The sequence below is a fragment of the Sphingomonas sp. Y38-1Y genome, assembly GCF_032391395.1.
Lineage (GTDB): Bacteria > Pseudomonadota > Alphaproteobacteria > Sphingomonadales > Sphingomonadaceae > Sphingomonas.
Window position 1 is genome coordinate 839,618 of the sequence record NZ_CP135916.1, and the last position, 20,157, is coordinate 859,774.

General features: G+C 68.3%; 21 protein-coding genes. 14 read left to right on the forward strand and 7 right to left on the reverse strand.

Going from position 1 to position 20,157, the window contains the following annotated elements:
* Positions 1–124: 124 nt before the first annotated feature.
* The 3 genes from RS883_RS03750 to rlmN are packed head-to-tail and all read left to right on the forward strand — an operon-like array spanning position 125 to position 3,240.
* Positions 125–877 carry a GDSL-type esterase/lipase family protein gene (locus RS883_RS03750; protein WP_315762811.1) on the forward strand — a complete coding sequence of 251 codons (753 nt, stop codon included), beginning with the start codon at positions 125–127 and terminating at the stop codon, positions 875–877.
* On the forward strand, positions 874–1,998 hold the full coding sequence (locus RS883_RS03755) for an acyltransferase family protein (protein ID WP_315762813.1): 1,125 nt from the start codon (positions 874–876) through the stop codon (positions 1,996–1,998). Before RS883_RS03750 ends, RS883_RS03755 begins: the two co-directional genes overlap by 4 nt.
* Before the next feature lie 33 nt (positions 1,999–2,031).
* On the forward strand, positions 2,032–3,240 hold the full coding sequence (rlmN, locus tag RS883_RS03760) for a 23S rRNA (adenine(2503)-C(2))-methyltransferase RlmN (RefSeq protein ID WP_315762815.1): 1,209 nt from the start codon (positions 2,032–2,034) through the stop codon (positions 3,238–3,240).
* A gap of 277 nt (positions 3,241–3,517) precedes the next feature.
* On the opposite strand, the gene RS883_RS03765 is transcribed toward rlmN, so the two are convergent.
* Positions 3,518–3,712, reverse strand: coding sequence for a hypothetical protein (locus tag RS883_RS03765; protein ID WP_315762817.1), 195 nt, complete (start codon positions 3,710–3,712; stop codon positions 3,518–3,520).
* A 183-nt stretch (positions 3,713–3,895) separates the two neighbouring features.
* On the opposite strand from RS883_RS03765, the gene RS883_RS03770 reads away from it, so the two are divergent.
* Positions 3,896–4,891 carry an SDR family oxidoreductase gene (locus tag RS883_RS03770; RefSeq protein WP_315762819.1) on the forward strand — a complete coding sequence of 332 codons (996 nt, stop codon included), beginning with the start codon at positions 3,896–3,898 and terminating at the stop codon, positions 4,889–4,891.
* A gap of 221 nt (positions 4,892–5,112) precedes the next feature.
* Here RS883_RS03770 and RS883_RS03775 read toward each other — a convergent pair whose 3' ends face one another.
* Positions 5,113–5,340 (reverse strand): hypothetical protein, encoded by a 228-nt coding sequence (locus RS883_RS03775; RefSeq protein WP_315762821.1) that lies wholly within the window; start codon positions 5,338–5,340, stop codon positions 5,113–5,115.
* Between the two features lie 100 nt (positions 5,341–5,440).
* Here RS883_RS03775 and RS883_RS03780 point away from each other — a divergent pair, with 100 nt between their 5' ends.
* Positions 5,441–7,261 carry an ABC transporter ATP-binding protein/permease gene (locus RS883_RS03780; protein ID WP_315762823.1) on the forward strand — a complete coding sequence of 607 codons (1,821 nt, stop codon included), beginning with the start codon at positions 5,441–5,443 and terminating at the stop codon, positions 7,259–7,261.
* An 11-nt stretch (positions 7,262–7,272) separates the two neighbouring features.
* Complete coding sequence (locus tag RS883_RS03785; protein WP_315762825.1) at positions 7,273–8,235, forward strand: alpha/beta hydrolase; 963 nt, start codon at positions 7,273–7,275, stop codon at positions 8,233–8,235.
* 57 nt (positions 8,236–8,292) lie between these two features.
* Here the strand turns inward: RS883_RS03785 and RS883_RS03790 are convergent, their stop codons facing one another.
* Positions 8,293–8,691, reverse strand: a complete 399-nt coding sequence (locus RS883_RS03790) for a hypothetical protein (RefSeq protein WP_315762827.1) — start codon at positions 8,689–8,691, stop codon at positions 8,293–8,295.
* Between the two features lie 153 nt (positions 8,692–8,844).
* Here RS883_RS03790 and recQ point away from each other — a divergent pair, with 153 nt between their 5' ends.
* Genes recQ through RS883_RS03810 form a run of 4 tightly spaced genes read left to right on the forward strand, consistent with a single transcriptional unit; the run spans position 8,845 to position 12,375 of the window.
* Positions 8,845–10,614: a DNA helicase RecQ gene (gene recQ, locus RS883_RS03795; RefSeq protein WP_315762829.1), complete on the forward strand. Its 1,770-nt coding sequence runs from the start codon at positions 8,845–8,847 to the stop codon at positions 10,612–10,614.
* Positions 10,615–10,639: 25 nt separating this feature from the next.
* Positions 10,640–11,074, forward strand: a complete 435-nt coding sequence (locus tag RS883_RS03800; RefSeq protein WP_315762831.1) for a TIGR01244 family sulfur transferase — start codon at positions 10,640–10,642, stop codon at positions 11,072–11,074.
* On the forward strand, positions 11,071–11,469 hold the full coding sequence (locus tag RS883_RS03805; RefSeq protein ID WP_315762834.1) for a hypothetical protein: 399 nt from the start codon (positions 11,071–11,073) through the stop codon (positions 11,467–11,469). The genes RS883_RS03800 and RS883_RS03805 overlap by 4 nt, the downstream gene beginning before the upstream one ends.
* Before the next feature lie 30 nt (positions 11,470–11,499).
* The gene (locus RS883_RS03810) at positions 11,500–12,375 is read left to right on the forward strand and encodes a sterol desaturase family protein (RefSeq protein ID WP_315762836.1); all 876 of its coding nucleotides are present in this window, start codon (positions 11,500–11,502) and stop codon (positions 12,373–12,375) included.
* On the opposite strand, the gene RS883_RS03815 is transcribed toward RS883_RS03810, so the two are convergent.
* A complete protein-coding gene (locus RS883_RS03815; RefSeq protein ID WP_315762838.1) occupies positions 12,372–12,725 on the reverse strand; it encodes a YbaN family protein in 354 nt (117 codons plus the stop codon). The two genes, RS883_RS03810 and RS883_RS03815, sit on opposite strands and share 4 nt — an antisense overlap.
* A gap of 155 nt (positions 12,726–12,880) precedes the next feature.
* Between RS883_RS03815 and RS883_RS03820 the strand changes: the two genes are divergently transcribed.
* The 3 genes from RS883_RS03820 (at position 12,881) to RS883_RS03830 (ending at position 16,641) form a co-directional block, all read left to right on the forward strand.
* Positions 12,881–14,974: a transglycosylase domain-containing protein gene (locus RS883_RS03820; protein ID WP_315762840.1), complete on the forward strand. Its 2,094-nt coding sequence runs from the start codon at positions 12,881–12,883 to the stop codon at positions 14,972–14,974.
* 117 nt (positions 14,975–15,091) lie between these two features.
* Positions 15,092–15,574: a 5-(carboxyamino)imidazole ribonucleotide mutase gene (gene purE / locus RS883_RS03825; RefSeq protein ID WP_315762842.1), complete on the forward strand. Its 483-nt coding sequence runs from the start codon at positions 15,092–15,094 to the stop codon at positions 15,572–15,574.
* Positions 15,571–16,641, forward strand: a complete 1,071-nt coding sequence (locus tag RS883_RS03830; protein WP_315762844.1) for a 5-(carboxyamino)imidazole ribonucleotide synthase — start codon at positions 15,571–15,573, stop codon at positions 16,639–16,641. Before purE ends, RS883_RS03830 begins: the two co-directional genes overlap by 4 nt.
* Here the strand turns inward: RS883_RS03830 and RS883_RS03835 are convergent.
* The 3 genes from RS883_RS03835 to RS883_RS03845 form a co-directional block, all read right to left on the reverse strand.
* Entirely contained in the window at positions 16,578–17,054 is a 477-nt protein-coding gene (locus tag RS883_RS03835) for an endonuclease domain-containing protein (RefSeq protein WP_315762846.1), read from the reverse strand. The genes RS883_RS03830 and RS883_RS03835 overlap by 64 nt on opposite strands.
* Before the next feature lie 65 nt (positions 17,055–17,119).
* Positions 17,120–17,848, reverse strand: a complete 729-nt coding sequence (locus RS883_RS03840) for a class I SAM-dependent methyltransferase (protein ID WP_315762848.1) — start codon at positions 17,846–17,848, stop codon at positions 17,120–17,122.
* A gap of 3 nt (positions 17,849–17,851) precedes the next feature.
* A complete protein-coding gene (locus RS883_RS03845) occupies positions 17,852–18,271 on the reverse strand; it encodes a GtrA family protein (RefSeq protein WP_315762850.1) in 420 nt (139 codons plus the stop codon).
* Positions 18,272–18,372: 101 nt separating this feature from the next.
* Here RS883_RS03845 and RS883_RS03850 point away from each other — a divergent pair, with 101 nt between their 5' ends.
* The gene (locus tag RS883_RS03850; protein ID WP_315762851.1) at positions 18,373–20,148 is read left to right on the forward strand and encodes an AcrB/AcrD/AcrF family protein; all 1,776 of its coding nucleotides are present in this window, start codon (positions 18,373–18,375) and stop codon (positions 20,146–20,148) included.
* Positions 20,149–20,157: the final 9 nt, after the last annotated feature.

Consider the following 20,157-nt stretch of genomic DNA (forward strand, 5'->3'; position numbering starts at 1 on the left):
AAAGCGGGGCGAGAATAGGGCGGAGGGTGATGGCGGTTGCTCGCGGCGCATCGATCCGGCGGCGATTTAACGATGTTTAATCATGCCGCCATTATTGTCGTCATTCAACGGCTTGAGGACGACCATGGCGATAAAGGCGCACGGCGGAGAGACATCGCTCCCCTACAAGATCATCATCGCCCTAGCATTTTTCTTGGCCGTCATGACGGGTTGGCTGTTTGGGCGGCTGGACGAGAACCACCGTATCGCCGATGCGATTTCGGGCACGCCATTGCCCACTGCGCCGGTTCCCGCGCGTTCGAAAGATTGCCTGATCTGGTTCATCGGCAGTTCGTCGATCGCCAATTGGCGGTCTATGGCGGAAGATATGGCGCCTTGGGAGGCGCGTAACCGCGGCATCGGTGGCGCTACGATGAGCGAAATTACCGACCGGCTGATCGCCGAACCGCCCGGCATGCCACCAGCGGGCATCGTCTATTATGCGGGCGAGAACGATCTGGCGTTCAAGCGAGACGTCGACTCCGCGTTTCGAGACTTTGAACGCTTCGTCGCAGCCAAGCGCGCGCGATACGGCGCAACCCAGATGCTGGTGCTGTCGCTCAAGGCTTCGCCGACACGTTGGCGCGATCTCGGGCTGCAGCAGGACTTCAACCGCCGGATCAAGGCGTTTGCGGCGCGTCAGAGCGATCTCGTCTATCTCGACCTGGCAAGCCAATTGATGGCGGACGGTCGGCCCGGGCCCTATTTCACCGACGACGGCATCCACTTGAACAAGGCGGGCTATCAAATCTGGTCCGCATCGATCGGCAAAGTGCTTCCAGAAGTGCTCGCGCACCATGGAGAGCGCTGCAAGGCGTCCGCATCCGACGTTTCATGAGCCGTCAGCACCTTCCCGGTCTAGACTTCTGGCGAGCGCTGTTGCTGCTCGGCGGATTGTTCGTGCACGGCGTCATGCTGCACCCGGATCTCGTCATCCTTCAGATGGTCGCGTTTGCATCAAGCGGGTTCCGCATGGCGGCGTTCTTCACCATCGCCGGATACCTTGCCGAGCGATCGTTGCGTCACCGCGAGCCATCACGTTGGCTGCAGGCGCGGACGATTCGGATCGGCATCCCGGCAGTCTTCGGCGTTTTAACGATTTCGCCGACGATCTGGTGGCTCACCCACGATCCGAGGGAAATCGCCGATGAACGCGCGCGGTTGATCTTCGACTGGCACCACCTCTGGTTCCTCTACGGACTGATGATTTATCAAGCGGCGGCATTCGTAATAGTCCGCCACATCTCGCGTCGAACGATCCGTCGAGGCTTGGTCACGATCCGTCGCCAAGGACAGACCAAGGTCAGCCTGATGCTGACGATGCTGATGCTGGTACTGATCGCCGTTACAACTGCGGGCGTCATCGTGTTGGTACCGGCGCCCTACGCACCAATGTCACTCCATCTAAGGCTCATTTTTGGGTATCTGCCGCTTTATCTGTTCGGAATGGCGCTTTCGGCATCGCCCAGCCTGTGCCGCACGATGTTGGTCGACGCGCGTCAGCCCGCGCTTTTCCTGCTGGCGCTCGCCGGGGTTTACGCTCTCTGGCGTCTGATATTGACACCGATGATCCCAAGCGGGTCACGCCCGCAGATCGAGGTCGCGATCGAGATCATCTATGGCGCGATCTGCCCTGCGGCTGCTGTTCTTCTGGTGATGCGATCGGCGCTTCGGATTAAGCGGCACTCGACCCTGGTCGCCAAGTTGTGTGCGGCATCCTTCACAATCTATGTGCTGCATTATCCGCTGATCTATGTCGCTCATGCGATCGCCAGTCGCGTCGCATGGTCGCCGCTTCTTGAATACGGCCTTGCCGTCGTTGGGGTGGGCTTAATCGCCTTTGCCTTTCACGGCGTTGTCGTCGCGCGGCATCCGCTGCTCGCCTTGCTGATCAACGGCCAAGTGCTGCGCCGGCGCAGCGGCGGTGATCGGCGACCGCCCGATCGCGCACCAGCCTAGCGCCAGCGCGCGTTTTCGACTATATCGCGCCGCATGCAGACAGCTTCGGCCGCCCCCATGCCCATTCCCGGGCACATCGATCCCGTGCCGGTGGCGCGGGCCCCTGCGGCGCGGCCGGATGGGCGTGTCGACCTGGTCGGGCTCGATAAGGCGGCGATCCGCGCGGCGCTCGAGGGCGCGGGCATGGAGCTCAAGCAGGCCAAGCTGCGCGCCAAGCAGCTATGGCACTGGATCTACAATCGCGGCGTCACCGACTTCACGCTGATGACCGACATCGCCAAGGCGCAGCATCCGTGGCTGGCCGAACGCTTCGTCGTCGGGCGGCCCGATGTGAAGGAGGCGCAGGTCTCCGAAGACGGCACGCGCAAATGGCTGCTCACCTCGCCCGACGGGCAGGATTACGAGATGGTGTTCATCCCCGATGCCGATCGGGGAACGCTCTGCGTGTCGAGCCAGGTCGGCTGCACGCTCAATTGCCGCTTCTGTCACACCGGCACGATGCGGCTGGTCCGCAATCTGACCGCGGGCGAGATCGTGGGACAGGTGATGCTCGCGCGCGATGCGCTCGGCGAATGGCCGTCGAGCCCCGACGGGCGCCTTCTCACCAACATCGTCATGATGGGGATGGGCGAGCCGCTCTATAATTTCGACGCGGTGCGCGATGGCTTGAAGATCGTCATGGACGGCGATGGGCTGGCGCTGTCGAAGCGGCGCATCACGCTGTCGACCAGCGGCGTTGTGCCGATGATGGCGCGCGCGGGCGAGGAGATCGGCGTCAACCTGGCCGTCTCGCTCCATGCGGTGACCAAGGACGTGCGCGACGAGATCGTGCCGCTCAACAAGAAATACGGGATCGAGGCGCTGCTCCAGGCGTGCGCCGACTATCCCGGCGCCAACAATGCGCGGCGCATCACGTTCGAATATGTGATGCTGAAGGACAAGAACGACAGCGACGCCGACGCGCACGAGCTCGTCCGGTTGCTGCGCCACTACAAGCTGCCGGCGAAGGTCAACCTGATCCCGTTCAATCCGTGGCCTGGCGCGGATTACGAATGTTCGACGCCGGATCGGATCCGCTCCTTCTCGAACATCGTGTTCGAGGGCGGCATCTCCGCGCCGGTCCGCACGCCTCGCGGCCGCGACATCGATGCCGCCTGCGGCCAGCTGAAGACCGCCGCGGAGAAGAAGAGCCGCGCCGAGCTCGACCGGCTGGCGGCGGAGAAGCAGGCGGCGCTGGGCTGAGGCACGTGCTGTCATCCCGGACTTGATCCGGGATCCCACTTCTTCGTTGCAGTCGGTCAAAGTAGCGGGACCCCGGATCAAGTCCGGGGTGACGAATCACTGTAAGGCTCAGAATGCGCGCCGTGACTCGGCGCGAGGCAGAGCATCCCTCGTCTACGTCACCCCGGACTTGTTCCGGGGTCCACCGGCCCGCAAACCTAGGCGCCGCTGAGTACGCGGCGCGGTGGATGCCGGAACAAGTCCGGCATGACGGATGAAGTTAGGCGGTCCGGAACCCTCAGGCGTTCCCGCTCAGGTCGTCGATGTCGAGGCTGCCGCCGGGCTCCAGGTCGGTCGGCGCGCGGCACGCTGCCAGCAGCGCGTCGACGTCGCCGGCCGTCAATCCCGAGACGGCGTCGAGCACGCGGTCGGTGGGCGCATCGCCGCGGAACGCCTTCAGGCGAAGGCGGGCGAGGTCGAGAGCGTCGTTCAAGCAGGCCTCCTCAGTCATGCCCGAACAACGAGAGGCCAGGGGCGTCGTTCCGGACGCCGCGCGCCGCTTACCGGCTTTGGTCCGGGCGGCCCTGGCAAGTCCTTGTTTTTGCCGAACCAACTCCGCGTTCGCCCGTTGAACGGGCGCGCCGATCTTCGGCGCGGCGGACTTCAGGAGCGGCGGATGAGCGACGGCACCACTTCACGGCGCGCAGTGCTGGGCGGCGCGGCGCTCGGCCTGGCGGGTACCGGCCTGCCGCTGGCGGCACAGGCGCAGGGCCAGGCGCCCGCCGCGCCGCGCCCGCTCACCGACCCGCGCAGCAAATATACCAGTGAACCGTTTCCCGAACAGAAGCAGCCCTGGCCCGGCCTCCAGTCGAAGATGACGCCCAAGCCCGATTGCGGGGAGGCGAGCTACCGCGGGTCGGGGCGCCTCGCGGGGCGCAAGGCGCTCATCACCGGCGGCGATTCGGGCATCGGCCGCGCGGCGGCGATCGCCTATGCGCGCGAGGGCGCCGACGTCGCGATCAACTATCACCCCGACGAGGAGCCCGACGCGCGCGAGGTCGTCGACCTGATCCGTCAGGCCGGCCGCCGCGCGGTCGCGATTCCGCGCGACCTGCGTACGCTGGCGGCGTGCGAGGCGATCGTGGCGGCGGCGCGCAAGGGGCTGGGCGGGCTCGACATCGTCGTCAACAACGCTGCCTATCAGCAGTCCAAGCCCGACATCTTCGCAATCACCGACGAACAGATGGTGCGGACGTTCGAGACCAACATCTATGCCTATTTCCGGATCGCCCGCGCGGCGGCGCGCGACATGGTGCCGGGATCGGTCATCCTCAACGTGGGGTCGGTCAACAGCTATGACCCGGGCGAGGAGCTGCTCGACTATGCCTCGACCAAGGGCGCGATCCTGATCTTTACCAAGGGGCTGGCCAAGCAGCTCGCCAAGCGCGGCATCCGCGTCAACATGATCGCGCCCGGCCCGATCTGGACCCCGCTTCAGGTCGCGGGCGGGCAGTTGCCGGGCCAGATGGGCGAGTTCGGCCAGGACACGCCGATGGGCCGCGCGGGCCAGCCGGCGGAGCTCGCCGCGCTGTTCGTGACGATGGCGTCGGACGAGACGAGCTTCTCCACCGGCACGGCGGTGGGCGCGCATGGGGGGAAGGGGAGTCCGTGAGGCGACCACGCTAGGTACCGACGTCGCCCCGGACTTGTTCCGGGGTCCACACCTCCGCCAGCCAAGCCGCCGCTAGGTTCGGGGAACAGTGGACCCCGGAATAAGTCCGGGGTGACGAGGAAGAAAACCTGTCATCCCAGCGAAGGCTGGGACCTCGTGGTGGCTAAAGCGACGATCCCAGCCTGCGCTGGGATGACGTGTGTGATGCTTCGGGCGGGTGCTCAACCCCGCGGCTTCCCCGGCGCCTCCGCCATGCGCATGCCCTGCTGCTGGCACGCCGCCGTCAGTTCGGGAAACGACAGGTCGCTGTTGCGCCGGAGTGCGTCGGGCATCGCCGCCTGGCATTCGAGGACGCTGCGATAGCGAACCGGCTCGACGCGTGCCTGCTCGCATGCGCTGCCGGCGTCGCCGCAGCCCATGATTGCCATTACGAAATAGAGCGGTTCCATCGTCCTTGCCTCCGGACCCATCAACGCAAGGCAAAGATTTTCGTTGCTTTTTCGGGCAAGGTTTGCATGTCCCCGCGCCGCACCCCAGATTGGCGCCCGCATGCCCCCCATCGATACCACCAGTTCCACCGTCGAGCGGCCGCTGATCCCGACGGTGCGGCGCTTCCTCCCCTATCTGTGGCCCAAGGATGCGCCGCAGCTGAAGGTGCGGATCGTCGTCGCGATGATCTTCGTCCTCTGCTCGAAGCTGGTGCAGGTCTATGGTGCGCCGTTCGCGCTGCAGGGCGCGGTCGACGGGATGGCGAGCGGCGATCGCAGCGCCGCGACGCTGATCGTGCTGCTCGTCATCGGCTATGCCGCCGCGCGGCTGGGCACGGTGCTGTTCGACAATCTGCGCAACGCGGTGTTCGAGCGGGTGGGGCAGGACGCGACGCGGCGTCTTGCCGCCGCAGTATTCCGCCACCTCCACCAACTCTCGCTCCGCTTCCATCTCGAGCGGCGGACGGGCGCGATCACCAAGGTGGTCGAGCGTGGGACCAAGAGCATCGACACGATGCTCTACTTCCTCCTGTTCAACATCGCGCCGACGATCCTGGAGCTGGGGCTCGTCCTCCAGATCTTCGGCTCGCGGTTCGGCTGGTGGCTGGTCGCCTCGACGCTGGCGATGGTGGTGATCTACATCACCTTCACGCGGGTCGTGACCGACTGGCGCCAGAAGCTGCGCGAGGCGATGAACGACCTCGATACCGGCGCGGTCGCGCACGCGGTCGACTCGCTGCTCAATTTCGAGACGGTCAAGTATTTTAACGCCGAGAAGCGCGAGGCGGAGCGGTACGAGCGTGCCGTCCGCGCCTATGCCAATGCCGCGACCAAGAGCGAGAACAGCCTCGCCTGGCTCAACATTGGCCAGTCGGTCATCACCAACGGGATGCTGGCGATCGGCATGGGCGTCATCGCCTGGGGCTGGTCGACCGGGCGGTTCACGCCGGGCGACGTGGTGCTGGTGTCGACCTTGCTCAGCCAGCTGTTCCGCCCGCTCGACATGCTTGGCTGGGTCTATCGCACCATCCGCCAGGGCGTGATCGACATGGGGTCGATGTTCGACCTGCTTGATACCGGCGCCGAGGTGCGCGATCCCGCGGGCGCGCCGCCGCTGGTCGTCGGCGACGCGGCGGTACGGTTCGAGGGCGTGGTGTTCGGTTACGAGCCCGATCGCGCGATCCTGAAGAACATCGACCTCGACGTGCCGGCGGGTGCGACGGTGGCGATCGTCGGCCATTCGGGCGCTGGCAAGTCGACGATCGCGCGGCTGATGTTCCGCTTCTACGACGTGCAGGCGGGGCGCATCCTGATCGACGGACAGGATATCGCCCGCGTCCGCCAGGACAGCCTGCGCGCGGCGATCGGCATCGTGCCGCAGGACACGGTGCTGTTCAACGACACGATCGGCTACAACATCGCCTATGGCCGCGAGGGCGCGGCGCCCGAAGAGATCGCCGCCGCGGCGCGCGGGGCGGCGATCGGCGACTTCATCGAGAGCCTGCCCGACCGCTACGACACACGTGTCGGCGAGCGCGGCCTGAAGCTGTCGGGCGGCGAGAAGCAGCGGGTGGCGATCGCGCGCACATTGCTCAAGGATCCGCCGATCCTGATCCTGGACGAGGCGACGAGCGCGCTCGACAGCCGGACCGAGGCGGAGATCCAGGCGACGCTGGAGGCGATCGAGCGCGGCCGCACGACCATCGTCATCGCCCACCGCCTGTCGACCATCGTCCACGCCGACCGCATCGTCGTGCTGGAGGAAGGGCGGGTTGCCGAGCAGGGCAATCACGCGCAATTGCTGCGCCAGGGCGGCATCTATGCCGAGATGTGGGCGCGGCAGGCGCGCGAGCGCGAGGAAGCGCTGGCGGCGGCCGAGTAAGGGAGCGGCAGATGGCCGAGAAGCGCACGAACGGATGGGGCGTCGCCGCGGTGGCGGCGGGCGCGATCGGCGGCGGACTGGCCCTGTGGTCGGCGCTCGCGGCGCGATCGGCCGAGCGCGCGGTCCCGCCCGACGGCGAGTTCGTCGAGGTCGAGGGCGCGCGCATCCATTATGTCGATCTCGGCTCGCGCCGGCCGGACGCGCCGGTGCTGCTGATGGTCCATGGACTGATGGGCCAGCTTCGCAACTTCACCTATGCGCTGACCGACAAGCTCGCCGCCGACTATCGCATCGTCGCGATCGACCGGCCGGGCTGGGGTCATTCGGTGGTCAAGGGGCGGCGACCGAACATCCTGGAGCAGGGGCGGATCGTCGTCGCGGTCGCCGATCGGCTGGGGCTGAAGTCGCCGGTGCTGGTCGGCCATTCTTTGGGCGGGGCGGTGGTGCTGGCGGCGGCGCTGGCGGCGCCCGGCCGCTTCGGCGGCGTCGCGCTGATCGCGCCGCTCACCCAGCCGGTCGAGACCGCGCCGCCACAATTCGCGGGCATGGTCGTGCCCGCCGGCGTCCGCGAAGTGCTGTCCTGGACGCTTGCGGTGCCTAGCGCGATGCTGACCGGTCCGGTCGTCGCCCGTGCGGTGTTCGCGCCCGATCCGGTCCCCGCCGACTTTGTGACGAGGGGCGGCGGCGCGCTGTCCGCCCGCCCGCAAAGCTATCGCGCCGGATCGTTCGAAGTGATGAACGCCAAGTCGGAGATCGCCTGGATGGCCGCGCATTATGGCGAGCTGTCGCTTCCCGCAGGCATCCTGTTCGGTCGCGAGGACGCGGTGCTCGACCCCGAGATGCACGGTCGGGCGACCGCGGCGACGATCCCGGGGTGCCGGCTGGAGCTGGTGGACGGTGGCCACATGCTGCCGGTGACGCATGCGGATGTGGTGGCGGCTTTCGTGCGAGGGGTGGCGATGCGGGCGGGATAAGGCGGGGAAGCGGGAGATGCGCTTCGATGCGGGTAGATTGGCTGCCGACCAAGAAGGTTAGCAGGGGCTATGCCAGTACACGTTATGGCCCAAATGCGACCAGCATTCCGGAAGCATCGTCAGGCTCTGCTTTTCGGCTGCGAAGCCATACCCCCAGCCTCCGTCGAAGAATGGTTTGGTCGTAATCTCAACCGTGGCGCTCGATATCATCACGGTGGCTGGCTGAAGGCTGGCAATCACCGAAGGCCATTCATCCTGTGGCACCTCGACGAAGCCCGCGCCCGGACTGATCGGGTAAGTTGCCATCAGTCGCTGCGCTTCAATCGCTATGCTGTTGAGTACGGCATCATCATAGGTCGGGTGCGGTATGACGCAGTAGATTCCTATCGCGACGAGCGACAGAATGGGCAGTACAACGCTTAGCCATCCTCGCACGTGCTTCTCCGGCCGCTGCATCGTATCAGCAGACGTTCTAGACCCTCTTCCGGTACCGACAAGTGGACGAGCAGCGACCGGTCGCGTCTGTTCCCAAGACATTGGCTTCCTCGCCGGCGCGTATTGACCCGCGCCACCCGTTCCCCCCGCGCCAATCCTTGCTAAGGGCACGCGATGGCCGATCCCCTCGACGTCCTTCATGCCACCTTCGGCTTCACCCAGTTCCGCGGTGTTCAGGCCGAGGTCGTCTCCCGCGTGCTCGCGGGCGAGCGGACGCTGGCGGTGATGCCGACGGGGGCGGGGAAGTCGCTGACCTATCAGTTGCCGAGCGTGATGCTCCCCGGCACGTGCGTCGTCGTCAGCCCGCTGATCGCGCTCATGCACGACCAGCTTCGCGCCGCCGAGGCGGTGGGGATTCGCGCGGCGACACTGACCAGCGCCGACGCCAATCGCGCCGAGACGATCGATCGGTTCAGGGCGGGCGCGCTCGACCTGCTTTATGTGGCGCCGGAGCGCGCCTCGCAGGGGCATTTTCGCGAGCTGCTCCAGCAAGCGCGGCTCTGCCTGTTCGCGATCGACGAGGCGCATTGCGTCAGCGAGTGGGGGCACGACTTCCGCCCCGATTATCGCCTGCTCCGTCCGCTCCTGGACGTGTTCCCGGACGTGCCGCGCCTCGCGCTGACCGCCACCGCCGACGCGCATACCCGCGCCGACATCCTTGAACAGCTCGGCATTCCGCAAGAGGGCCTGATCGTCGCCGGATTCGACCGGCCGAACATCCGCTACACCATCACCCCGCGCGACAACACGACGCGCCAGATCATGGACGTGATCGCAGAGGCGGACGGGCCGGGCATCGTCTATGCCCAGACGCGCGCCGGGACCGAGAAGCTCGCCGAGGCACTCGCCGCCTCCGGCCGGCCGACGCGCGCCTATCATGCCGGGCTCGACCCCGCGGTCCGCGCCGCCAACCAGGCGGCATTTGTGGCATCCGAGGACATGGTGATCGCCGCCACCGTCGCGTTCGGCATGGGGATCGACAAGCCCGACGTCCGCTTCGTCGCGCATGCCGGGCTGCCCAAGTCGATCGAGGCCTATTACCAGGAGACCGGCCGCGCGGGGCGCGACGGCGACCCGGCGGTCGCGCATTTGTTCTGGGGCGCCGACGACCTCGCGCGCGCACGCCAGCGCATCGCCGAGGTCGAGCCGCATCGCCAGGCAGGCGAACGCGCGCGCCTTGCCGCGCTCGCCGGGCTGGTCGAGACCGCCGAGTGCCGCCGCGCGGTGCTGCTGCGCTATTTCGGCGAGGACCCGCCCGCGCATTGCGGCAATTGCGACAATTGCCTGACCCCGCCCGCCACCGTCGACGCGACCGTCGTCGCGCAGAAATACCTGTCGGCGGTGTTTCGCACCGGGCAGATGTTCGGCACCGGCTATATCGAGCAGGTGCTGACCGGCAAATCGACCGAGCGCAGCCTGACCAGCGGCCATGAGCGCCTGTCGGTCTGGGGCATCGTCGAGGGCGAGGACGCGGCGTTGCTCAAGCCGGTCGGGCGCGCGCTGATGCTGCGCGATGCGGTGCGCGCCAACCCGCATGGGGGGCTCGAGTTCGGCCCGGGCGCGCGCGCGATCCTGAAGGGCGAGGCGGAGTTGCGCCTGATCGTCCCCCCCAAGCGCGAGCGGCGCCGCCGCGGCGGCGGCAGCGGCGCCACCGCCAACCCGGTCGGGCATCCACTGTTCGAGGCGCTGCGTGCCCGCCGACGCGAGATCGCGCAGGAAACGGGCCTGCCCCCCTATGTCATCTTCCATGATTCGACGCTGCGCGAGATGGCGATGGCGCGGCCTGCCAGCCTCCACGAAATGGGCCGCATCGCCGGGATCGGCGCGCGCAAGCTTGACGACTATGGCGCCGCCTTCCTTGAGGTGATCGCTGCGCACGCATAGATGCGGGCGGCAAAAGGAGATGCCCATGCCCGACATCCGCCGCATCGACGACAAGATCAGCGTCGCGCCCCAGATCTTCCCCGAGGAACTCCCCGGCATCGCTGCGCTCGGCTTTACCGCAATCGTCAACAACCGCCCCGACGACGAGGAGCCCGGCCAGCCGAGCGACGCGGCGATGCGCGACGCGGCAGAGGCGGCTGGCCTCGCTTATACCTCGATCCCGATCACCCATGCCGGGTTCAGCCATCCGCAGATCGACGCGATGGCCGAAGCGCTGGACGCGGCGAACGGCCCGGTGCTCGCCTATTGTCGGTCGGGCACGCGCTCCTGCAACCTCTGGGCGCTTGCGGCGGCGAAGGCGGGCGGGTCGCCCGACGAGATCACCGGCAAGGGCGCGGGCGCGGGCTATAATCTGGGCGGCATCCGGCCGATGATCGACGCGCTGTCGAGCCGCGCATGAGTTGGACGCTGCTCGCCGGGTCGCTCGCCGCGGTCGTCGCACTGGCGGCGATCGCGCGGCGGCTGCGGCTGGGCGAGAGCAACATCGCCGATCCCGAGACGGCAATGGCGCTGGCGGAGGCGCATCTGGTCGGCTTCCACGCGCGCCACGCGCTGGTCGGCGGCAATGGCGAGGGCGCGCTGGTGGCGGGCAACGGTACGCTGGCGCTGCTCAAGCGGCACGGCGCGCGCGTGGCGGTGCGGCGCATGGTCGCGCCGCTCACGCTGTCGCCCGCGGTCGAGGGCGTCGCGATCGACAGCGGGGAGGCGATGTTCGGCCGCGTCGCGCTGTTCGGCGTCACCGACGATCAGGTGCGCGAGGTCGAGGCGCTGGCGAACCGACCGACCGTGCATTGAGGCGACGCTGACACGGGTGTAAATAGGGCCATGCCGCCGGCGCTGCCCGATCCCGTGACCTATGCCATTCCGGGCTTCGTCCTGCTCGTGCTCGGCGAGATGCTGCTGGCGCGGCGGCGCGATCCGTCGCGCTATTGCCCGCGCGACACGCTGACGTCGCTGATGCTGGGGCTGGGGAGCACGATCGCGGCGCTCTTGTCGGCGGGCGCGGTGTTCGCGATGGCAATGTGGGTCCACGGCTTCCGCCTCTTCGACATTGGCTGGGCGTGGTATTGGTTCGTGCTCGCCTTCGTGCTCGACGACTTAGCCTATTACGCCTTCCACCGCTCGGCGCACCGGGTGCGGCTATTCTGGGCGAGCCATGTCGTCCATCATTCGAGCCAGCACTATAATCTTTCGACCGCGCTCAGGCAGACCTGGACGGGGTTCTTCAGCCTCAACTTCCTGTTTCGGCTGCCGCTATTCCTGATCGGCTTTCCGCCGGCGATGATCTTCTTCGTGGCGGGGCTCAACCTCGTCTATCAGTTCTGGATCCATACGGAGGCGGTGGGGCGGATGCCGCGGTGGTTCGAGGCGGTAATGAACACGCCCAGCCACCACCGCGTCCACCACGCTGCGAACGCGCGTTATCTCGACCGCAACTATGCCGGCGTGTTCATCGTCTGGGACAAGCTGTTCGGCACCTTCGAGCCCGAGCGGGAGGAGCGGCCCCGCTATGGCCTGGTCCACGATATCGGCAGCTTCAACGTGCTGTGGGCCGCCGTTCACGAATGGGCCGGCATCGCGCGCGACGTGTGGCGGGCGCCTTGGGGATCGAAGCTCGGGTATCTGCTGCGCGAACCCGGCTGGAGCCATGACGGGAGCCGGGAGACGTCAGACATGATCCGGCGGCGAGCGCGCGATTAAGCGTCGGGCCGGCTCCAGATCCAGGTGCCGCTGACCAGCGCGACCAGGATCGGGATCAGCCAATAGGGCCAGGGCGCGAAGGCGAGCCCCAGGATCGCGCTGCCCGTCAGCCCGATCGTCGCCGCCCATTTGCCGCGCCGCGGGATCGCGCCGTGCTGGCGCCACGCAACCACCGGCGGGCCAAAGGTCGGGTGCCCGAGCAGCCACGCCTCGAACCGCGGGCTGCCGCGCGTGAAGCAGAAGGCGGCGAGGATCAGGAACGGCACGGTCGGCATGATCGGCAGGAAGGCGCCGATCACCCCCAGCAGCACCGCGATGCCGCCGCCCAGATTCCACAAGTGACGTATCACGGGGTCGTGCTGCCTTCGCTCTCGATCGTTTCAGCTTCGATCAACCCGTAAGCCGGGCAAGGGGTCCGGCCCGGTCCGTCATTGCGGATCGGGCGGCGCGCATGCGATAAGCGCGATTGCGCCCAGTGTGTTGGCGCGTTAATACAGTCATTCCGATGCGCATCGACAGCTACGACGCCTGGGGCCAGCCGCCCGCCCCGCCCGAGCCCGCGGCGCCTTATGGCGCGTCCCGTGCCGAGGGGCACCCGACCGGCAGCGACGGCACGCCCCCGCCGCTGCCGCCCGGCTGGCGGCCGAGCCCGATGCGCTGGGTGGCACGAGGCGCGGCGGCGCTGATCGTGCTGCTCGTGATCGCCATCGCCTGGCTGGCGATCACCGCGCCGCTCTCCAAGTCGCTCGAGCCGCCGGTGCCGCCCTCGATCACGTTGCTGTCGGCCGAAGGCGAGCCGATCGCGCGCCACGGCGCAGTCATCGGCAAGGCGGTCGACGCAACCAAGCTGCCCGCGCATGTCACCGGCGCCTTCCTCGCGATCGAGGATCGGCGGTTCCGCAGTCACCTGGGGGTCGATCCCCGCGGCATCCTGCGCGCCTTCGTCAACAACGTCTTCACGTCGAAGAGCTCGCAGGGCGGCAGCACGATCACGCAGCAGCTCGCCAAGAACGCGTTCCTCAGCAGCGACCGCACGCTCGCGCGCAAGCTGCGCGAGGTGATGATCGCCTTCTGGCTGGAGGCGTGGCTGACCAAGGACGAGATCCTGTCGCGCTACCTGTCGAACGTCTATTTCGGCGACAACGTCTATGGCCTCCAGGCCGCCGCACGCCATTATTTCAGCCGCGACGCCGACGAGCTGACCACCGGGCAGGCGGCGATGCTGGCGGGCCTCGTCAAGGCGCCGAGCCGGCTCGCGCCGACGCAGAATCTGAAGGGCGCGCGCGATCGGCAGGCGATCGTCGTCGGAGCGATGGCGGACGCGGGCTATCTGACCGCGAGCGAGGCGCGTGCGGTCGAACCCGCTCGGCTGAAGGTCGCCAAGGCCAAGCGGTTGCCGACCGGCACCTATTTCGCCGACTGGGTGCTGCCACAGGCGCGCGATCAGGCCGGCGCGATCGGTGCCGACCAGACCGTGCAGACGACGCTGGAGACCCGGCTCCAGCGCGCCGCCATCCGCGCGGTCAACTCGGCTGGCCTTCGCCAGGCGCAGGTCGCGATCGTGTCGATGCGCCCCGACGGCCGCGTCGTCGCGATGGTCGGCGGCAAGGATTACGCCGCCAGCCCCTTCAACCGCGCGACGCAGGCGCGGCGCCAGCCCGGATCGACGTTCAAGCTGTTCGTCTATCTCGCGGCGCTGCGCAGCGGGATGAGTCCCGACGATACCGTCGACGATTCACCGGTGACGATCGCCGGCTGGAGCCCGAAGAACAACGACGGCCGCTATCTGGGCGAGATCAGCTTGGCGCGCGCCTTTGCCCGATCGAGCAACGTCGCGTCCGCCCGGCTGACGCAGCAGGTCGGGCCGAAGGCGGTCATCAAGGCGGCGCGCGACCTCGGCATTTCGACGCCGATCCCCAACGAGGCATCGATCGCGCTCGGCACCTCGTCGGTGTCGCTGCTCGAACTCACCGCCGCCTATGCCGCGGTGGCGGCGGGCGAGATGCCGGTCCATCCGCGCGGGTTGGCGCGGCCGCCGGAGGGAAGCTGGCTCGAGAAGCTCGGCCTCGACACGCGGCGCATTCCGGGCGACCAGCTTGCCGGCCTTCGCACGCTGCTCGCCGCCTCGATCCGCGAAGGGACGGGGCGTTCGGCCAACCTGTCGGTCGAGGCGTTCGGCAAGACCGGGACGACGCAGGACAATCGCGACGCGCTGTTCATCGGCTATGCCGACGGCATCGTCACCGGCGTGTGGGTCGGCAACGACGACAACACGCCCAATGCCGGCCTGTCGGGCGGCGGGCTGCCTGCGCGGATCTGGCGCGATTACATGATGCGCGCGACGGGGGCTGGGCCGGCGGGCCGGCCCGATCCGGTGATCGAGGACGTGATCGACGGCGCGGGCGACGATGTCGGCAACCTGATCGACGTCATCGGCAACGGTGTCGAGGGGCTGCCGGGCGCGGTCCAGCGCGAGCTCGACGGCATCGGCGTGCGCGTCGGCCGCGACGGCGGGATCGAGATCGATCGCGACCGCTTCGAACCCGACCGCCGCCGCCCCGAGGAAGGACCGCCGCCGGAGGATGACGAGGAGTTCTAATTCGTTCTTCGTCATCCCGGAGTTGTTCCGGGGTGACGGGTGGGCGGGACGTTCCACGTTGCCCTTTCCGATCCTCGCCGCTAGGGCACCGGGCTTTCCCGTTCGGGGCGAGATAGAATGAGCCAACCGCTCGTCGGCATCATCATGGGCAGCACGTCCGACTGGGACACGATGGCGCGCGCCGCCGAGATGCTGGACACGCTGGCCGTCCCGCACGAGACGCGCGTCGTCTCCGCGCACCGCACCCCCGACCGGCTGGTGAGCTATGCGCGCGAAGCGGAGGGACGCGGCATCCGCGTGATCGTCGCCGGGGCAGGGGGCGCGGCGCACCTGCCGGGCATGGTCGCGGCGATGACGCACCTGCCGGTGCTGGGCGTGCCCGTCCGCTCCAAGTCGCTGTCGGGTCTCGATAGCCTTCTCTCGATCGTCCAGATGCCCGCGGGTGTGCCGGTGGGCACGCTGGCGATCGGCGAGGCGGGGGCGGCGAACGCGGCGCTGATGGCCGCCTCGATCCTGGCACTCACCGACGAGGCGCTGCGTGACCGGCTGGTCGCCTGGCGCCAGGCGCAGACCGACAAGGTCCCCGACAGCCCGCAATGATCGAGACACTGTCCCCCGGAACCACGATCGGCATCCTCGGCTCGGGCCAGCTCGGGCGGATGATCGCGATCGCCGCCGCGCAGCTCGGCTATCGCTGCCACATCTATGCGCCGGAGACCGGGCCGGCGAACGACGTTGCGCCCGCCTTTACCCAGGGCGCGTATGACGACGATGCGGCACTGGCGCACTTCGCCGCTGCGGTCGATGTCGTCACCTATGAGTTCGAAAATGTCGAGGCGGCGCCGATCGAGCGGCTGAGCGATCTGGTCCCCGTCCGCCCCTCGCCCAAGTCGCTGGCGATCGCGCAGGACCGCGTCGCCGAGAAGCGCTTCGTCGAGGAGCTGGGCGGGCGCGCGGCGCGCTGGGCCGAGGTGCCGGACCGCGCGAGCCTGGACGCCGCGATCGCCGCGATCGGCTGTCCCGCAATCCTGAAGACCACGCGCTTCGGGTATGACGGCAAGGGACAGGCGCGGCTTGCCTCGCCTGCCGATGCCGACGCCGCGTGGGAAGCGATCGGTGGCGGGCCGGCGATCCTGGAGGGGTTCGTCGCGTTCGAGCATGAATTCTCGATCGTGCTGACGCGCGCGGCGGACGGCACGATCGCCGGCTATCCGCCCGTGCTCAACGTCCACAAGGACGGCATCCTCGACACCTCGACGCTCCCCGCACCCGCCGACGTCGCGGCGCAGTGGACCGAGGCGGCGACGCTCGCCGGCCGCGTCGCCGACGCGCTGGACCATGTCGGCGTGCTGACGCTGGAGTTCTTCTGCGGCGCCGACGGCCCGGTGTTCAACGAGATGGCGCCGCGCGTCCATAATTCGGGCCATTGGACGATTGAGGGTGCCGAGACCTCGCAGTTCGAGAACCATGTGCGGGCGATTCTGGGCCTCTCGATCGGCACCACGGGGCTGACGGGCGAGCGCGTCGAGATGCGCAACCTGATCGGCGACGATGCCGCGGACTGGGCGACGCTCGCGGGGGAAGCGGGCACCCACCTCCACCTCTACGGCAAGCGCGAAGCGCGGCCGGGCCGCAAGATGGGGCACGTGACGCGAGTGGTGCGGTAGGCCTTCCTCAGTCCTCCCCCGGGAGGGGGAGGGGGACCATGCGCAGCATGGTGGAGGGGTAGGTTGCCGCGCAAGCTTTCGACAATGTGACGCACGACGGCATCCAGATCGGTCAACACGTCTCTCGCTGGAATGCGCAGCACACGAACGCCGTTTGCTGACAGCCAAGCATCTCTGGCACCGTCTCGTACCGGCCGATCACCGCGACCATGAGCCTCGCCGTCGACTTCGACCGCAAGCCGATGCGCTGCGCAGAAGAAGTCGAGGACAAAAGGTCCAGCTGGATGTTGGCGGCGAAAACGCAGTCCGCCGGGTCTTGCCCGCAAGGCTTGCCACAGCAGCACCTCGGGCAAAGTCATTTCACGGCGCAATCGTCGCGCGACCTGTTGCGTTCGTTTCGGGCCGTGCAGCATTGCCGCAGCCTACCCCTCCACCGTTGCTTCGCAACGGTCCCCCTCCCCCTCCGGGGGAGGAATAGTCAGGGCTTCCGCACCAACGTGATGATCGACAGCCCCGGCGGCAGGGGGACCCGCCCAACCAGGTGCCGCTCCAGCCGGAACACCGTCTCCAGCGCCTTGTTCACCGGCGCCGCGGGAGGCGAATCGTCGCTGTCGTCCTTGCCGGTGAGCTTGCCCGCCAAGCGCGCGGCGACCGCCACTGGGAACAACAGCGAGTTGAAGTAGCGCAGGCCATTGTGCCGGAGCCCCGCGGCGCGGATCGCCTGGTCCAGCGATCCCTTCGAATAGCGGCGGTGATGGTGGTTCACCGTGTCGTGCGCCGACCACATCCACGGATGCGCCGGTACGGTGACGAGGATCGCACCGCCCGGCTTCAGCACGGCGGCCATGCCCCGGAGCGCGGCGACGTCGTCCTCGACATGCTCGACCACGTCGAGCACCGCGACGAGGTCGTAGGACCCGCGCTCGACCCCGGTAAGCGAGGGGAGGGGCGCGGTGCCGACGGGCTTGCCCAGTCGCTCGCTGGCGAAGACGCGTGCCGCCTCGTCGATCTCGATCGCGTCGACGTCGCCGAACCCCGCCAGCATCGGCAGGTTGTGGCCGGTGCCGCAGCCGATCTCGAGGATCCGCGCGTCCTTGGGGAGCGCCGCTTCCCGCGTCAGATAGTCGGCGAGGATCTCGCGCCGCGCGCGGTACCACCAGTGCGTCGTGTCGTGCGCCGCCATGCGGTCGTAGACGATGCGATCCATGGCTTAGCGAAACACCCATTGGCGGTTGAGAAGGAAGGTGACGATCGGCACCAGGATGAGGCCGGGGATCAGCGGCATCCAGGCGGGCATGCCCATCAGGTCGGTGACGATCCAGGTGATCGCCGCGTGCATCAGCAGCCCCGCGCCCTGCACGCCGACGAACTTGGCCCGCTGTCCCGCCCCTTCCGACCGCGAACCGTGCCCGCGGAAGCTCCAGTTGCTGTGGAGCCAGAAGCCCGCGGTCACCGCCACGGCAAAGGCGAACGGCACCGCCAGCACCGCGCGTTCGCGACCGAACACCCACATCGCGAGCGGCAGATAGACCGCGGTGTAGAGCAGGGTCGTGATGCCGCCCGCGACGAGGAAGCGCATCAGCTGGCCGACGATCGGCGCTTCCCGCAACCTGTCGATGCCGCTTGCCATCGATCCCACGCACTTGCCCTTTGCGAAGTCTGGAGTAGGGCCGCACGATCGGCCGTTCGCCATCCGCCCTATCGCCCCCATTGCCCCGAGAAAAGCCCGAGATGCAGCCCGACTTCCTCGACCGCCAGCTCGATCGCCACTGGCTGCGCTGGACGCTGCTCGCCTGGGGCGTGTTCGTCGGCTGGTTCCTGTGGCAGCGCTGGGGCGGGATCTACTGGCTCGCTTTGTCCGATACCGACGACAATATGCGGCTGATGCAGGTCCGCGCCTGGCTCAATGGCCAGGGTTGGTACGATCTGAAGCAGTATCGCCTCAACCCGCCGGGCGGGTTCAACATTCATTGGAGCCGCATCGTCGACCTGCCGATCGCGGGGCTGATCCTGTTCTTCGGCCTGTTCCTGAGCCCCGCCTGGGCAGAGCGATGGGCGGTGGCGATCGCGCCGATGCTGCCGTTCGCGATCGTGATGGTCTCGGTCGCGGTAGCGGCGCGGCGGCTTGTCAGCCCGCGAGCCTGGCCGCTGGCGCTCGTCTTCCTGTTCGGCTGTGCCGCGACGCTGCTGATGTTCATGCCGACGCGCGTCGACCATCATGGCTGGCAGCTCGCCGCGCTTGCCGTGACGGTGGCGGCGCTCGCCGATCCCAGGGCCGCGCGCGGCGGCGCGATCGTCGGCGGTGCGAGCGCCTTTTCGCTGACGATCGGGCTGGAAATGCTGCCCTATGCCGTGGGCGCGGGCGGCATCCTGGCGCTTCGCTGGGTATGGGATCGGGCGGAGGCGCCGCGGCTTGCCGCTTACGGGGCGGCGCTGGCGGGCGGGAGCGCGATTGGATTCGTGCTGTTCGCCTCAAACGCCAATTACGCGATGCGGTGCGATGCGCTGACGCCGATCTGGCTGTCGGCGACCGTCGCGGGCGGCGCGCTGCTGCTGGGCCTGGCCTGGGCGAACCCTGCGCATCGCGGCGTGCGGCTGGTGCTGGCGCTGGTCGCGGGCGGCGTGCTGGCGGCGGGGTTCGCGTCGCTGTTCCCGCAATGCCTGTCGCGGCCGGAGGGCGTGTCGGAGGAGCTGGCGCGCACCTGGCTGGAGAATGTCCGGGAGGCGCGGCCGATCTACAAGCATCCGCTGCGCACCGCCTTCCCGATCGCGGCGCTGCCGGTCGTCGGGCTGGTCGGCGCGGTCTTCGCCACCTGGCGCGCGCGGTCCGACGCGGCGCGGCTGGCGGGTTGGGTGCCCGTCGCGCTGTTCACCGCGCTCGCCTGTGCGCTGCTGCTCTGGCAGGTGCGGGTGGGGCCGGCGGCGCAGCTGCTGGCGGTGCCGGGGGCGACGGCGCTCGGCTGGGCGCTGTTCCCGTGGCTGCTCCGCCACCGGCTGATGCCGGTGCGGGTCGTCGGCACCGTGGCGGCGTTCCTGATCGTATCGGGCTTGTTCGCGGGACTGATGATCCGCTGGCTGCCGATCGATCGCCCCAACGCCGTCCAGCGCACCGTCGCCCGCGCCAATCAGCGATGTGCGACGATCCCCGCGATGCGCCCGCTCGACCGCCTGCCCGCGCAGACGGTGTTCACGCACGTCGACCTGGGGCCGCGCCTCATCACGCTGACGCACCATTCGGCGATCGCCGGGCCCTATCATCGCAATGGCGACGCGATCCTGGACGTCCATCACGCGTTCCAGGGATCGGCAGCCAATTTCCACGCGATCGCCAAGCGGCATGGCGCGACCTTGCTCTTGATCTGCCCCAACATGGCCGAGACGACGGTCTATCGCGCGCGGTCCAGAAACGGCTTCTACGCACAGCTCGTGCGCGGCGACGTGCCTGCCTTCCTCGAGCCCATGCCGCTGCCCAAGGGATCGCCGCTCCGGCTGTTTCGAATAAAGTAGAACGGCGGA

Bases quoted from the DNA above. Each gene is read 5' to 3' on its own strand.
- RS883_RS03750 (WP_315762811.1), top strand. From the start codon at position 125: ATGGCGATAAAGGCGCACGGCGGAGAGACATCGCTCCCCTACAAGATC.
- RS883_RS03755 (WP_315762813.1), top strand. From the start codon at position 874: ATGAGCCGTCAGCACCTTCCCGGTCTAGACTTCTGGCGAGCGCTGTTG.
- rlmN (WP_315762815.1), top strand. From the start codon at position 2,032: ATGCAGACAGCTTCGGCCGCCCCCATGCCCATTCCCGGGCACATCGAT.
- RS883_RS03770 (WP_315762819.1), top strand. From the start codon at position 3,896: ATGAGCGACGGCACCACTTCACGGCGCGCAGTGCTGGGCGGCGCGGCG.
- RS883_RS03775 (WP_315762821.1), bottom strand. From the start codon at position 5,340: ATGGAACCGCTCTATTTCGTAATGGCAATCATGGGCTGCGGCGACGCC.
- RS883_RS03780 (WP_315762823.1), top strand. From the start codon at position 5,441: ATGCCCCCCATCGATACCACCAGTTCCACCGTCGAGCGGCCGCTGATC.
- RS883_RS03785 (WP_315762825.1), top strand. From the start codon at position 7,273: ATGGCCGAGAAGCGCACGAACGGATGGGGCGTCGCCGCGGTGGCGGCG.
- RS883_RS03790 (WP_315762827.1), bottom strand. From the start codon at position 8,691: ATGCAGCGGCCGGAGAAGCACGTGCGAGGATGGCTAAGCGTTGTACTG.
- recQ (WP_315762829.1), top strand. From the start codon at position 8,845: ATGGCCGATCCCCTCGACGTCCTTCATGCCACCTTCGGCTTCACCCAG.
- RS883_RS03800 (WP_315762831.1), top strand. From the start codon at position 10,640: ATGCCCGACATCCGCCGCATCGACGACAAGATCAGCGTCGCGCCCCAG.
- RS883_RS03805 (WP_315762834.1), top strand. From the start codon at position 11,071: ATGAGTTGGACGCTGCTCGCCGGGTCGCTCGCCGCGGTCGTCGCACTG.
- RS883_RS03810 (WP_315762836.1), top strand. From the start codon at position 11,500: ATGCCGCCGGCGCTGCCCGATCCCGTGACCTATGCCATTCCGGGCTTC.
- RS883_RS03820 (WP_315762840.1), top strand. From the start codon at position 12,881: ATGCGCATCGACAGCTACGACGCCTGGGGCCAGCCGCCCGCCCCGCCC.
- purE (WP_315762842.1), top strand. From the start codon at position 15,092: ATGAGCCAACCGCTCGTCGGCATCATCATGGGCAGCACGTCCGACTGG.
- RS883_RS03830 (WP_315762844.1), top strand. From the start codon at position 15,571: ATGATCGAGACACTGTCCCCCGGAACCACGATCGGCATCCTCGGCTCG.
- RS883_RS03835 (WP_315762846.1), bottom strand. From the start codon at position 17,054: ATGCTGCACGGCCCGAAACGAACGCAACAGGTCGCGCGACGATTGCGC.
- RS883_RS03840 (WP_315762848.1), bottom strand. From the start codon at position 17,848: ATGGATCGCATCGTCTACGACCGCATGGCGGCGCACGACACGACGCAC.
- RS883_RS03845 (WP_315762850.1), bottom strand. From the start codon at position 18,271: ATGGCAAGCGGCATCGACAGGTTGCGGGAAGCGCCGATCGTCGGCCAG.
- RS883_RS03850 (WP_315762851.1), top strand. From the start codon at position 18,373: ATGCAGCCCGACTTCCTCGACCGCCAGCTCGATCGCCACTGGCTGCGC.